The sequence below is a fragment of the Aphanizomenon sp. UHCC 0183 genome, assembly GCF_009712065.1.
GTDB classification, from domain to species: Bacteria; Cyanobacteriota; Cyanobacteriia; order Cyanobacteriales; family Nostocaceae; genus Dolichospermum; species Dolichospermum heterosporum.
On the sequence record NZ_VILC01000024.1, the window covers coordinates 4,326 to 18,585 of the forward strand.

At 35.2% G+C, this 14,260-nt stretch carries 12 protein-coding genes and 1 pseudogene; 12 read left to right on the plus strand and 1 reads right to left on the minus strand.

The genetic code is table 11. The features are described from left to right. Window positions 1-166 precede the first annotated feature (166 nt). The 3 genes from FJR37_RS10540 (at window position 167) to FJR37_RS10550 (ending at window position 3,204) form a co-directional block, all read left to right on the plus strand. The gene (locus FJR37_RS10540; RefSeq protein ID WP_168465986.1) at window positions 167-604 is read left to right on the plus strand and encodes a hypothetical protein; all 438 of its coding nucleotides are present in this window, start codon (window positions 167-169) and stop codon (window positions 602-604) included. 92 nt (window positions 605-696) lie between these two features. Then, a complete protein-coding gene (locus FJR37_RS10545; protein ID WP_168465987.1) occupies window positions 697-1,290 on the plus strand; it encodes a hypothetical protein in 594 nt (197 codons plus the stop codon). 297 nt (window positions 1,291-1,587) lie between these two features. Continuing rightward, the gene (locus tag FJR37_RS10550) at window positions 1,588-3,204 is read left to right on the plus strand and encodes a hypothetical protein (RefSeq protein ID WP_168465988.1); all 1,617 of its coding nucleotides are present in this window, start codon (window positions 1,588-1,590) and stop codon (window positions 3,202-3,204) included. An 81-nt stretch (window positions 3,205-3,285) separates the two neighbouring features. Here FJR37_RS10550 and FJR37_RS10555 read toward each other — a convergent pair whose 3' ends face one another. Continuing rightward, window positions 3,286-5,499, minus strand: coding sequence for a phosphoketolase (locus FJR37_RS10555; protein ID WP_168465989.1), 2,214 nt, complete (start codon window positions 5,497-5,499; stop codon window positions 3,286-3,288). Window positions 5,500-5,998: 499 nt separating this feature from the next. Between FJR37_RS10555 and FJR37_RS10560 the strand changes: the two genes are divergently transcribed. From FJR37_RS10560 to folP, 9 genes and pseudogenes are all read left to right on the plus strand, one after another. After that, window positions 5,999-7,381: a cytochrome P450 gene (locus tag FJR37_RS10560; protein ID WP_168465990.1), complete on the plus strand. Its 1,383-nt coding sequence runs from the start codon at window positions 5,999-6,001 to the stop codon at window positions 7,379-7,381. A 163-nt stretch (window positions 7,382-7,544) separates the two neighbouring features. Continuing rightward, window positions 7,545-9,239, plus strand: coding sequence for a beta-carotene ketolase CrtO (gene crtO / locus FJR37_RS10565; RefSeq protein ID WP_168465991.1), 1,695 nt, complete (start codon window positions 7,545-7,547; stop codon window positions 9,237-9,239). A 246-nt stretch (window positions 9,240-9,485) separates the two neighbouring features. Beyond that, a complete protein-coding gene (locus tag FJR37_RS10570; protein ID WP_168465992.1) occupies window positions 9,486-10,817 on the plus strand; it encodes an AAA family ATPase in 1,332 nt (443 codons plus the stop codon). Window positions 10,818-10,822: 5 nt separating this feature from the next. Beyond that, window positions 10,823-11,260: a hypothetical protein gene (locus tag FJR37_RS10575; RefSeq protein ID WP_168465993.1), complete on the plus strand. Its 438-nt coding sequence runs from the start codon at window positions 10,823-10,825 to the stop codon at window positions 11,258-11,260. A 118-nt stretch (window positions 11,261-11,378) separates the two neighbouring features. Further along, window positions 11,379-11,783, plus strand: coding sequence for a hypothetical protein (locus FJR37_RS10580; RefSeq protein WP_168465994.1), 405 nt, complete (start codon window positions 11,379-11,381; stop codon window positions 11,781-11,783). Between the two features lie 317 nt (window positions 11,784-12,100). Continuing rightward, window positions 12,101-12,157, plus strand: a pseudogene (locus FJR37_RS27440) (HNH endonuclease); the annotation flags it as partial. Window positions 12,158-12,187: 30 nt separating this feature from the next. Then, a complete protein-coding gene (locus tag FJR37_RS10590) occupies window positions 12,188-12,391 on the plus strand; it encodes a hypothetical protein (RefSeq protein WP_254434558.1) in 204 nt (67 codons plus the stop codon). A 179-nt stretch (window positions 12,392-12,570) separates the two neighbouring features. Then, window positions 12,571-13,296: a triose-phosphate isomerase gene (gene tpiA / locus FJR37_RS10595; RefSeq protein ID WP_039201789.1), complete on the plus strand. Its 726-nt coding sequence runs from the start codon at window positions 12,571-12,573 to the stop codon at window positions 13,294-13,296. Window positions 13,297-13,358: 62 nt separating this feature from the next. Next, window positions 13,359-14,216, plus strand: a complete 858-nt coding sequence (gene folP / locus FJR37_RS10600) for a dihydropteroate synthase (RefSeq protein WP_168465995.1) — start codon at window positions 13,359-13,361, stop codon at window positions 14,214-14,216. Window positions 14,217-14,260 lie beyond the last annotated feature (44 nt).

Genomic DNA, 14,260 nt, shown 5'->3' on the forward strand with positions numbered 1-14,260 from the left:
GGTTTTTTGGGTTGTAATTTAGTATTATTAATATTTTTGGGTTTCCTTGTGTCAACCTAACCTACTTGCTAAGTGAAATTATAGAAAATTTTTATGTATAATATTTGCAATAATCAGTCGCTATATCATACAATACTTACAACAGTTTTACTAACAAATGTAGTCTATGAAAAGTAAATTAATCAATCTAGTATTTGCAAGTGTCGTTAGTATCAGCAGTTTAATTGTATTTGGTGATATTCCTAGCGTTGGTAATAAAGCGATCGCACAAACAAAAAAGCCAACCATAGATAGAAAACCTTGTGTAAGGCAAGAATTACCAAAACTTAAACAAAATATGCCTTATTCAAAAGCTAGGGAGATGTTATTAGAAGCAGGTTGGCAAGCAATATTTAATAGAGAAATCTTAAACTCTGAAAGAAGCGCACCAGTAGATTATTTTTTTACTAAAAAAGAGTATACGGAAATTCAAGATTGTGCTGGCTCAGGTTTAGGTCTTTGCTATTTTCGGTTTGAAAGTGCTTATGGAGAAGTTTTATATGTTACAACTGCAAATAATGGAGCAAATAAAGAAACTGTTTTTGGGTGGCGCATTGAAGAATAAGAAGAACAATAGGTTTGTATTTTATATTTATAATTTACAATTAATTATCTCAAATTTAAATTGCAGATTTGTAATGAAATCAAGTAACAGTTATGTGCAATAATAAAAACCACAAAAAACCAACAATTCTTTCTACTATATTTCTATCTTGTTTAATCACTCACTTAATTAGTTTTCCTATAAAAGCTGAACCCTCTAATTTGACTAATTGTGGTATTGAAGCAGAATATCCTTCTAAACTTAGCAGAAATATTGAATTAAAACAGTTTGGTGTTGCTTTGAAAATTCCTGCTAACTATAGAGTAATGGGAAGAACAGATGGTTCTGTCAGTCTAGTTGATAATGGAACTTTCAAATCCCTAGAGTGTTTTGCTAAAAATCCTAATGCTGTCGGTGCTTCAGGATATGACTCTATATCAATTTATAAATCCTCTGAAACTTTCATTTATAGTAATGTTTACAATAAATTACCAGGAAAAGATAATGTTTTTATTGTTTGGAAAAAAATACCTTTAAATGATGCTGATGATAACTATGAACATGAAATAAAGCTGAGAGTTAAAACATCGAAAAGCTTAATAGAAATAGAAGGTTTTTCTGATTTACAATTTACAGGTAAACTTTCAGATTTTGATAATTTTTTACAATCATTGTTAGAGGTGGTTAGAGATGTTGAAGTTCTTTAAATTTCAGTATTTTCAACAATTATTCTACCTAAGTTAAAATACCCTTTAACAGCATTGTCAGTTCTCACATATCTACCATCTAAATCAGGTGAGGTAAATCTTTTCAGGTGTATCTCTCATGGTTCTATTGTCTTCTCTTATTTACATGATAGTTGGTGATGTTTGGGTGAGATGATGGGAACAGATACAGGGTTTTTGGTTTGGAATAAGTGCTTTATTAATAAGTCAATAAAATTGACATTATTTACACTTGGTATTACAATATACTCTTGTTATATAATTTAATTTCAGGTAAATATGGCAACCTTATTTAATGTTGATAACCAAAGTTTTCTCGATTTTATAAAAGATCATACTCAAAAATTGTCAAAAATTAACTCTTACAAGTTTTATGCAATGACTTGTTATTTTGACCAAGACGCAACTAAAGAATTAGCAGAATTAATTCACAATATTCTAGGAAATAGCTTATGTGAATTTCATCTTTTGATTGATATAAATGAATATTGTAAAGAATCGTGTAAGGATTTGTTAGATATGGATTCCTTTATTGCTTATTTAGCAACAATTACAAAACTATCTTCAAAAAATATTTCAATTATGCCAATATCGCCATCACCAAAACCACTTTTTCATGCTAAGGCTTATGCACTAATAAATTGTGACCATAGAAGTGACGCATATTATCAAGGCTTTGGTATTATTACTTCTGCTAATCTTACTAATGGTGGGATATACAAGAATATTGAAATAGGCCATATTTTTGATGATAATGATTCACTAAGAGATTTTTATAATATCTTTATGAATTTAAAAAATAATTATAGGATACCTGAAGAAGAGTTAGAAGAAAGATTACAAAAACAAAGAGAACTTGTGAAAAAACAAAAAGAATCTCAGAAAGTTGTTAATCTTCTTTCGATTGGTAGTTTTTACCATAAATGGCAGCAAGACCATTTAATAGATTTAAGATTTATTATCAAACTTTCTAAAGATGCCAAAGAACAAAGAAAAAATAATAATGAAGTGTCTACTATTTTAAGGGAAAAAGGATTTGAAGATAAAGAGACAAAACAAAATAATCCCGCAAAAAAACCGATTGATATCGAAAATTTTTTTAAGCTTTTTCCGAAAGTTATTCCTGATAATATATTAGGAATATGTAGCATTGATACATTATTAGGAAAATGGATTCCAAACCAAATTAGCGATTTAATTAAAAAAGAAGTAGATGAAAAAACCAATATATATATCAATATTCTTCAAAAACATCTTGAAGAAAATCTCAAGGATTATTTAAAAGAATTAGATAGTCTTATTGAAGAATTCAATAAAAAGAACATTATTGATGGGAATGATGAAGACAATCGTAAAGCTACTGAAAGATGGAAAGACAAAATTATAAAAATATCACAAGACAAAAATTTACTGAAGTTATTACTATGGAAATATCAAATAATACCCATATCTTTAAATTCTATACAAGACCCTGATCTAATATTAACTCTATATGATAGATTACACGATTTATATCACGGTGATATAAATCGTAAAGGCGTAGGTAAAATATTCTCAGAAAATAGTGAAAATAGTTATGAAGGGATAAAGAGTGATTCTTTCAATGATATATATAAGGAAGTTGAAGATAAACTTAATGATAATAGATTAGGGGACTTGTATAAAGAAAAAAATGAGGGAAAATATTTTTGTGCAATAGTCAAACCAGAAAATAAGATAGTTACTGGTATTTTTCTTCGATTCCATGCTTTAAAAGCACGAGAATTTATTTTTTATAAAACTGAAGCAAATAAAGAACAAGAAATAAAAAAAATATTACTATCAGAAAATTTAGTGACTTTTAAAATCATAGAAAATGAAGATAAAGAAATATTACACAAGTTCGATTTTATGTGAAAATTATTATTAATTCGGTGGGTTACGTTGTCGCTAACCCACCCTACAGATTATGCTATGCTGCGTACATCTGCGTTCTAATTAATGCACCAACTCAATAGCCCGCTTAGTCAACGCTTCCGCAGTCAAACCATTAAAAGCCATCAACTCACCCGCACTAGCCGTAGTTTCCCCACGCTTCCAGGCAAAAGAATCACGCTGAGAATTACTGCGTAACATGATAGGTTCTAACATCGCCGCAGCGCCACCTGTCACACCAATTAAGGCATCTCCACCAAACAATTGCTCAAAATCGGCATCACGTAAAAAACCGTTATCAGGTTCAGAACAAGTATCCCAAGCAGTATCATGAGGACGATATAAACGACGAGGATTGATAATAGAAACAATCTTCACCCCAATACCTTCAGTTTCTAAAAAAGCCGCCGCTTCAAACACAGGAATTAAAGTCAAATCGCCAATGACAGCAAATACAACTGTCTTCCCACCAGCCACTTCATGTAATAACACCGCACCATCAATTAAGCCTTTTTCAGTTTGGGCAAAGGTGCTACGAATTGGCAAAGGAGACTTACTAGCAGTAATGACAAGGCCCTTATTTTTTGTTTGCAAAGCCCAGTCATAACAGACTTGAATACTGTTAGCATCTGGGGGAAATAATGGGAAGACATTTCCCGTTCTCATCAAAGAAGCAAAATAAGCTTCAATTTCTGGTCTTTGGTGAGTCCAACCGTTGCGTCCTTGTTCTAAAGCCCCGGCTGTAAATAATGTAATTGTTGACGGTGTTTTGCGGCGTAATTCTGCCATTGCTTGGGTGACAGTTTGCCAAATTGGTAAACCATTGATAGCAAAAGATTCATAGGAACACCACAAAGTTCTCGCCCCCATTAAGGATAAACCAGCCGCTAAACCAGCACAAGCATCTTCGCTCAAAGGTTCGTAAACTTGCCCAGATGGGGCTTGATGATAGGTGTCATCGGTGGTGGGGTGAATGATTTTTAATGCTTCATTAATATTACCAATTCCTGAAGCAGCGTTACCATCGGCGTTAGTAACTAAGAAGTTTTTATCTTTATTTCCTACTACTCCCACCAGCTTACCCATGACAGTTGTAGAAACTTGGGGAACTGCGCCAACTTGATATTCTACTAATGGTAATTCACCAATTTCTGCTAAGGGTAATTCAAATTCTGTGACTACAGTTTTCGCAGCCGGACCACCTCCAGCCCGTTCTGCATTTGTCCGCACAATTTGCCATGCTGGGGCTGATAATGCGCGTTTTTGTAAAGCGCTGACGATATGGGGCGCGGTTAAAGTATCTTGAGGATAGAGGTTGTGGGATTTTGCCCCCAAGGCGTGAACCCCTGCCCCTTTGAGTTGTTTGATAATAAATACGGTCAATTTACCGCCGAGTGCAGAACGGGCAGCTTTATCCATGCCTACTAATACGGCTTTGGTAAATTCTAGGCGCTTGGCAAAGGAAAATACCGTACTATCAACATATTCACCGGCTTGATTTTGGTCGTCAAAATCTTTGGCATTTACTAACACGACTTCCGCAAAACCGTTACCTTTCCAGAATGCAATCATCTCTTCGTTGGTTTTCAGAGATACCATGCTGTGGTGTTCTTGGCTGTAACCGTTCCACACTAATATGGGCAAGAAGTTGGCAACAGTGGGGTAAGCGGTGTTAAAATGTGCCATTGAACTCATGATATAGGGTTCACCCAGTCCCCCGTCTCCCACTGTGAAGGGGAAGAGTTTATCACGGTGCAAGAGGGCAGCAGACATGGCGAAATGTTGTCCTTGTCCCAGGGGTCCAGCCGGTGCGAGAATGCCGGGAATGTAGCCGGAAAGGTGTCCTAATAATCCATGCTTTTCCCGAAAGCGATCGCGCAATTGTTGTACTGTAGAAATGCCCATGTCTTCCAAAGATCGGTCTAGGAACATGGCACTATAGAAACCGGGGGCGTGATGTCCCACTTCCGTGATAATGTTTTTATGTCCCAGCATGACCAAAGCTGCATAAGCTTCCGCTTGGCTGGCAAAACCGCCGGGATGTCCAGAAGCCTTACTACCTGTGACTTGGAGGGTTAGGTAGCGCAGGGCATCAGCGGCGAGTAGGGTTTGATATACTGCATTTGCATCTGTGGGGGAGGCGATCGCATTCCTGCCCGATTCTATCACGGGAGTTGCCCCATAAGTTTCAAAGTCTGGCAATGCTTCCCCAAAATATTGTATCCCTTCACAAAAATTTGGAACTGCGGAAGCTGCCTTTGTCGTAATTACTGTCATGCTAATAAGTACCTTAATAAAATCGGAAAAAACTTGAGTTTCTGGTTCAATGTAACCAAAATCTTACATCTTTGAGGATCTAATAGTTAATTGTATTTTTGCAACATCACCATAAGTAGCCATCATGAACTGCGTACAGCAACACATAAAAAAACCTCTTATTCCCTTCTCGAAGAGCGGGGAGGGGTATTATTTTTAAGTCAAGTTAAATGAACCACGAAGGGACGAAGTACACGAAGGAAGAAGGGAAGAAGATGGTTATCGTCAGCAATTTTGACGGATTCTGAAGAATTATCACTTATGATACTAAAGAATTAACCGCCTATTAAAATGGTACTTAAAGGTCGTCATCACCCAGTTTTTGATCAACTGGAAGTTGAGAATAAGTTGATGATTTTTTAGGTTTTGCCTCTTGCCAAGTTCCCCTGACCCCAAAAGGGTTTATAGTTGAAGTTGAGTTATTCTATAATTAATTGTGTAATCAAAACGGGAGAAAATTATGCAAATAATACCAGGACCCAAAGCATCATCTACTATTCAAGTTTTAAACTGGATATTCAGACCTATGCCTTATATGGTGGAATGTGCTAAAAATTATGGAGATGTTTTTGCTCTAAAATTACGGGGTAATTTACCACCACTGTTATTTGTTCATTCTCCTGAAGCTATTCAGCAAATACTCAGTAATGATCAAAAAGAATTGGAAGCACCAGGAGATTTAAATAGTATTTTTGAATATTTACTGGGCAAAAATTCTGTCATTAGTCTAAGTGGTAAAGAGCATCAACGTCAACGTCAATTAATTATGCCCCCTTTTCACGGGGAAAGAATGCGAACTTATTCAGAATTAATTGAGAATGTCACCACAAAAGTTTTTAATCAACAACAAAAAAATCAATTTTTTAATATTAGGAACATTACCCAAGATATCACTCTTCAGGTAATGATGGAAGCTGTTTTCGGTATCTACGAAGGAGAACGAGCAGCAAAACTTAAACATTTACTTTGTGAAATTTTAGAACAGGGTAGCACTCCTTGGAGGGTGATTTTTATCTATTTTCCTAAATTTAAAGAGATGTTGGGGATTTCAGAAATTTGGAAACGACAAATGAAGAAACAGGAACAAGCTGACCAACTCATTTATCAGGAAATTCAAGAAAGAAGAGAGAATTTTGATCCTCAGCGGACGGATATTCTTAGTTTACTTATGTCTGCTAAAGATGAAAATGATCAACCTATGACTGATGCAGAATTAAGAGATGAATTAATGACTTTATTAGTCGCAGGTCATGAAACTACAGCTACAGCTATTTCTTGGGCTTTTTACTGGATTCATAAGCTCCCAGAAGTTAGAGAAAAGTTATTAGCAGAATTAGATAGTTTAGGAGAAGATTATGATTCTAATACTGTCTTTAAATTGCCATATTTAACTGCAGTTTGTAATGAAACATTAAGGATTTATCCCGTAGGAATGTTAACTTTTCCTAGAATGGTTAAAACCCCTATTTCTCTCTGTGGTTATCAACTTGAACCAGGTACAGTTGTCATAGGTTCAATTTATTTAACTCATCACCGCGAAGATATTTATCCTGAACATGAGAAATTTCACCCAGAACGCTTTTTAGAAAAACAATTTTCTCCTTATGAATTTCTACCTTTTGGTGGTGGTGCAAGACGTTGTATAGGTTTAGCGTTTGCCCAAATGGAAATGAAATTAATATTAGCTAAAGTCATGAAAACATGGTCAATGAAATTAATTGATACTCACGAAATTAAACCACAAAGACGCGGTTTAGTCACAGGTCCAAATCGTCCAATAAATTTAGAGATTCAGAATATTCGTCAACCAAAATCTGCAAATTTAGAGCCAGTGAAAGTTTAATTTAGTCAATTAAGATCCCCGACTTCTTTTCTTATCTTGTAAATAAATTCTGATTATATATGAAAAGTCGGGGATCTGTGTTTATCATCTATTTTTTTAATACTTGCTTGCATTCTCTAAATATAATAATATAAAAAAGCCAGGTTTTTATATCATCAGAGATATGCAAGAATACGACGTTATCATCATCGGCGCTGGACACAACGGTTTAGTTTGTGCAGCTTATTTACTCAAAGCAGGTTATAGCGTCCTTCTACTAGAAAAACGTCCTGTTCCCGGTGGTGCAGCCACAACAGAAGAATGTATTCCAGACAAAGCACCAGGTTTTAAATTTAACTTGTGTGCCATTGACCATGAATTTATTCATCTAGGTCCAGTTGTAGAAGAATTAGAACTAACAAAATATGGCTTAGAATATCTAGACTGTGACCCAGTTGTCTTTTGTCCTCACCCCGACGGTAAATATTTCTTAGCACATAAATCATTAGAAAAAACCTGTGCAGAAATCGCTCGTTACAATCAACGAGACTCTAAAAAATATGCCCAATTTACAGATTATTGGCAACGGGCAATTAACGCCATGACACCCATGTTTAATGCCCCACCCAAATCAATTATAGATATTTTTGGCAACTACAATTTTCAACAGGTTAAAGATTTATTTTCTGTAGTGGGTTCTCCCGCCAAAAGCTTTGATTTTGTGCGAACAATGCTTAATAGTGCCGAAGATATTCTCAATGAATGGTTTGATGAAGAATTTCTCAAAGCACCCCTAGCTAGACTCTCTTCTGAATTAGGTGCGCCACCTTCTCAAAAAAATCTCGCAATTGGGGTAATGATGATGGCAATGCGTCATAATCCTGGCATGGCTAGACCTCGCGGCGGTACAGGTGCATTGGTGCAAGCATTGGTGAAATTAGTTAATAGTAAAGGTGGGGTAATTCTTACAGACCAGCACGTGGAAAAGATTTTAATTAATGATGCTAAAGCCGAGGGTGTGCGGGTGGCAGGTGGTAAAGAATATCGAGCAAAACATGGCGTAATTTCTAATATTGATGCCCAAAGATTATTCTTGCAAATGACAGAAAAAAGTGATATTGATGCCCTTGATCCTGATTTATGGGAAAGATTAGAACGCCGCATTATTAACAACAATGAAACCATCCTGAAAATAGATTTAGCATTAGATGAACCATTACATTTTTCTCACCATGATCATAAAGATGAATATCTCATTGGTTCAATTCTCATTGCTGATTCTATGAATCATGTTGAACAGGCTCATAGTAAATGTACATTAGGCGAAATTCCCGATTCTGACCCCTCCATGTATCTCGTCATGCCTAGCGCCCTTGACCCCAGTTTAGCACCACCTGGAAAACATACTTTATGGATTGAATTTTTTGCACCTTATCAAATTGCTAATGCTAACGGCACAGGTTTAAAAGGAACAGGTTGGACTGATGAATTGAAAAATCAAGTTGCAGATAGAGTAATTGACAAATTAGCAACTTATGCCCCCAATGTGAAAAAAGCAACTATCGCTAGAAGAGTTGAAAGTCCAGCGGAATTAGGGGAAAGATTAGGAGCATACAAGGGGAATTATTATCATATTGATATGACAATGGATCAAATGATCTTTTTCCGACCTTTACCCGAATTAGCTAATTATAAAACTCCCATTGATAATCTCTTTTTAACAGGCGCAGGAACACATCCCGGCGGTTCAATTTCCGGGATGCCAGGACGTAATTGTGCGAGGGTCTTTTTACAAAACAAGCAACCCTTTACTCAAGCTTTAAAAGATGCTGGAAACTCGATTAAGTCTACAGTTGGTTCTGTATTTGGGATGAATTAGATAATACAGATGTAGGGTGCGTTAGTGCAGCGTAGCGCACCAACTTTTATACATCAAAAAGTTGTAATTTTTAAAATACATTAAAAACTCCTATTTATTCTGATTTTAAATTTCTAAAATATCGTGTACAATGTATTAATGACTTATTTTTCTAGCAATACATTTGTATTGCTGATAAGCTGTTGTGCATTTAGTTTGTATAATTCTAGCGGGCAAGATGCCCGCACTACAAAGTTCAAGTAAATTATGGTTATCAAATTTAGCTGCGTAACAGCTTATTATATTGCACTTATGGAAAAACTGACAGTAAAAAACTTTTTAAATATCAAAGATATTGAATTTAATTTATCCAAGATAAATATTATTATTGGACAGCAAGCTAGTGGTAAAAGCATACTTGCTAAATTAGTTTATTTCTTTAAAGATTTTTTCATTAAATATCGTTCTTCCATCCATAAGAAGCAGAAAAAAGCAGAATTTGATAAAAGTATAATTACAACGTTTAAAATTATATTCCCTGAATATTCTTGGAAAAATCAGGAGTTTCAAATTTTATATGAGTTTGATAGTTATTCCGTAGCTTTAAATAACCAAAAATCAGATGACAATAAGTCTAAATTATCTTTGATATATTCTGAATATTTAGTTAAAGTTCGCAGAAAAATCTTAAGCGAATACAACAAAAAAACTCTTGAATATGCAGAAAATAATCCTGAAAAAATAGAAGAATATTACAATACAATTTTCACTGAATATATTCTGAAAGATAATCACTTTAATAGTCTTGAATTGATAACTTTTATTCCTGCTGGGAGGTCGTTTTTTGCTAACTTACAAAATAATATTTTTTCTTTTTTATCAGGAAATATAGTTATAGATTATTTTCTACAGGAATTTGGTTCAGCTTATGAAAGAGTAAAAAATATTTATCAACTTAGAAAATTGATTCATGCGTTAAATCTAAATGATTCAATTGATGAATTAATTAATCAGATAATAGTTGGTAATTATTCCTATGAAAAAGATCAGGACTGGATATTATACACTAATGAAACAAACAAAAATAGAAGGACTAATTTATCACATTCATCCTCTGGACAGCAGGAGGCTCTACCCATGACACTTATATTAGCTATTTTGCCTTTTATTAGCTCAACAACACGCCTTTTTATTATAGAAGAACCAGAAGCACATTTATTTCCTACATCACAAAAACATATTGTAAGTTTAATCAGCCAGGTTTTTAATACAACTGAAAAAAAGCATAAATTTTTTATTACGACTCATAGTCCTTACATACTAACAGCTTTTAATAACCTAATTCAAGCAGGTAACACTCTGAAAGCATTAAGAGAGAAACCTGAACAAAATGATTTACTAGAAGCTTTATTCAAAATAGTTCCAGAAAATCAAACATTAGATATTAATGATGTTGCTGCTTACACCATCAAAAATGGTATGATTGAGAGTTTGATCAATGAAGATAATAACTTGATTGATACAAATATCATTGATGAAGTATCCAACGAATTTAGTCAAGTGTTTGAAAAATTAATAGAACTTGAATTTGGAGAATAACATCTGTGGATTTAGATAAATGTTCCGAAAAAATAAGCCATAAAAATATATTAATAGAAGAAAAGAAAAGTAGTAAAATAGTCTTTATAAATGAAAATTCAATAGAACTGACTAAAGTTCAAGTAGATGGCTGTTTAGATATTCAAGGAGTTAAATGTGATTGGTTACTAATTATCAATGAACCTTATATTGAAATTTATATAGAATTAAAAGGTTCTGATGTAGAACACGCTTTTGATCAAATTGAAAATACTATAAAAATTGTCTCCAAAAATTATAAAACAGTCCTCAAGTATTGCTATATAATCACAACTAGATGCCCTATAACATCAACACAAATTCAAGTTAAAGCAAAATTATTCAAAAAGAATTATAATGCAGTGCTAAAGATTAAAAAAACAGGATTTAATGAAAGTTTTAATACGTTCATTATAGATAAATAAATGTATTATTTATGATATTGTATACTATCACATGGAAATCTAGGATTTAGATTTCAAGAGATTAATAATTGAAACGAAGTAAAATAATCAATATAAAATAAACCCTAACCTTCACCCTATGCCCACTGAAACAGTAACTCTCCAAATTCCAGAAATTATCTATCAGCGATTAGTTAATACTGCTAATGCTATTCAACGTCCCTTAGAAGAAGTAATGCTTCATGCTTTGCAAGTTGGTAGTCCACCAGCTTGGGATGATGTCCCAGAAGAATTTCAAGCTGAAATTGCCGCATTAGATAAGCTAGATGACAATACTCTCTGGCAAATTGCCAATAGTCGAAAAACAGCAGATGATATGGACAGATATAACATCCTGCTTGATCATAACTCTAGGGGTATACTTACAGAAGTAGAACAATTAGAGTTGATGTCACTTCGACATGAGGCTGATTTATTTATGTTATGTAAAGCCCAAGCAGCAGTATTACTCAGTTGGCGAGGGTATCGTTTATCAAATTCTTAAATTGTTGTGTCTACATATATTTCTGAAAGTTTAAGACAAAAAATCATAGAGAGGGATAAATCACGTTGCTGTTATTGCTTGACATCTGAAGCAAATAGCGGTATTCCTATGACTTATGATCATATTCACCCAGTTTCTAAGAGGGTGTTTGAAAAGTTATGGTTGATGTATCAAATATTTTTTACCCCACCCTAACCCTCCCCTTGTAAAGGGGAGGGAACTGGATTTTTATTGTTTCCCCCCTTTACAAGGGGGGACTAAGGGGGGTAGCAATGTGATGAAAATTACGGAATACCACTTTTCAAACATCCTCTAAGGGTGGAGAAACAACTTTTGAAAATCTTTGTTTAGCTTGTCGTTCATGCAACGAATTCAAAAGTGATGCAGTTGAATCTATAGATCCTTTGAGTGGTGAAACTATACAACTTTTTAACCCTCGTCAACAGAAATGGACTGACCATTTTGGATGGAGCGCTGATGGTACAAGATTAGAAGGTATAAATGCTATTGGTCGGACTACAATAGTTAAGCTACGAATCAATAATCCAGTAATTCTGATTGCTCGAAAGCGTTGGGTAATTAGTGGTTGGCATCCTCCTCTTGATTGATAGCATATAAACAAATAACTTATAAAGCATCTCATTTATTATAAAGACCAACACTTTTGCCTATATTCCTACTGACTACCGTTTCTGTAGCCCGATAAATTCTGCTTCGTGAATAGTCCTAAAAAAGTAGTACATTAAAAAGTGCATCTAGTAACATTAAAATTTTGATTAAATCACCTGTGCGGAAAATCGTTATTGCTGGTAACTGGAAAATGTTCAAAACCCAGGCAGAATCCGCAGAATTTTTAAGCGGATTTTTGCCTCACCTGGAGGAAACCCCCTCAGAACGAGAAGTGGTATTATTTCCTCCCTTCACAGACCTAAGCCTGGTGTCTAAATCTTTGCATGGTAGCCGTGTAAATTTGGGCGCACAAAACGTCCATTGGGAAGAAAGTGGAGCATATACAGGCGAAATCGCCGCCTCTATGCTAACAGAAATCGGTGTACGTTTTGTCATTGTGGGACATAGTGAAAGACGGCAATTCTTCGGGGAAACAGATGTAACTGTCAATCTCCGTCTTAAAGCTGCCCAAAAGCATGGACTCACACCCATTCTCTGTGTTGGGGAAACTAAACAACAGCGGGACACGGGGGAAACAGAATCAATAATTAGCGCCCAGTTAAAAAAAGACTTGGTAGATATTGATCAAACTAACTTGATCATTGCCTATGAGCCAATCTGGGCTATTGGTACCGGTGATACCTGTGAATCGAAGGAAGCAAATCGGGTAATTGGCTTGATTCGTAATGAATTGACTAATCCCCTCGTTCCTATCCAATATGGCGGTTCAGTCAACCCGAATAATATTGATGAAATTATGGAACAACCAGAAATTGACGGCGCTCTCGTTGGTGGTGCTAGTCTAAAAGCTGATAGTTTTGCCAGAATTGTCAATTATCAATAATGGGGATTGGGGATTGGGGATTGGGGAATAAATCAATTAGAAATTAAAAGTTCAAAAATTTCATGTCTAACAACTTAACTATCCGAAGTCATTGTTTTGATTGGGGAAAGCGGACTTATCTCATGGGAATTTTGAATGTCACCCCGGATAGCTTTAGTGATGGTGGTAAATTTAACACCACCTCAGCCGCTTTAACCCAGGCACAAGCAATGGTGGCGGCTGGTGCTGATATTATTGATATTGGTGGACAATCAACTCGTCCAGGTGCGGAGCAAATATCCCTAGAAGCAGAATTGGAGAGGGTGCTATCAGTTGTGGAGTTGCTACGTCCAGTCGTTGATGTCCCTATTTCTGTAGATACAACTAGAGCAGAGGTAGCCAAAGCAGCAATTATTGCTGGAGCAGATATAGTTAATGATATTTCAGCGGGGACATTTGACCCCCAAATGTTGCCAACTGTTGCTAGTTTAAATGTGCCGATTGTGTTAATGCACATCAAGGGAACTCCCCAAACTATGCAAAAATGTACTGATTATGAGGATTTAATTGCTGATATTTATAAATTTTTATTTGAGCAAATTACAAATGCTAGGCTTTTAGGAATTGATCAAAATAAAATAATTATTGATCCTGGTATTGGTTTTGCTAAAAACCATCAACAGAATTTAGAAATTTTTCGCTGTTTAGAATCACTAAAAACACTTAATTCTCCAATTTTGGTGGGAGCATCTCGTAAAAGTTTTATTGGTAATATTCTTAATCAACCAGATCCAACATTACGGGTTTGGGGAACAGCCGCAGCTTGTTGTGCGGCTATTTTTAATGGTGCAGATATTCTCCGAGTCCACGATGTTCGAGAAATGCAAGAAGTTACTCTGGTAGCAGATGCTATTTTTCGTGATAGCGCAGCGTGGCGTTAGCCATAGGTTAGGAGGTAGGGGCGCGGGGCCCGCGCCCAGTTAAT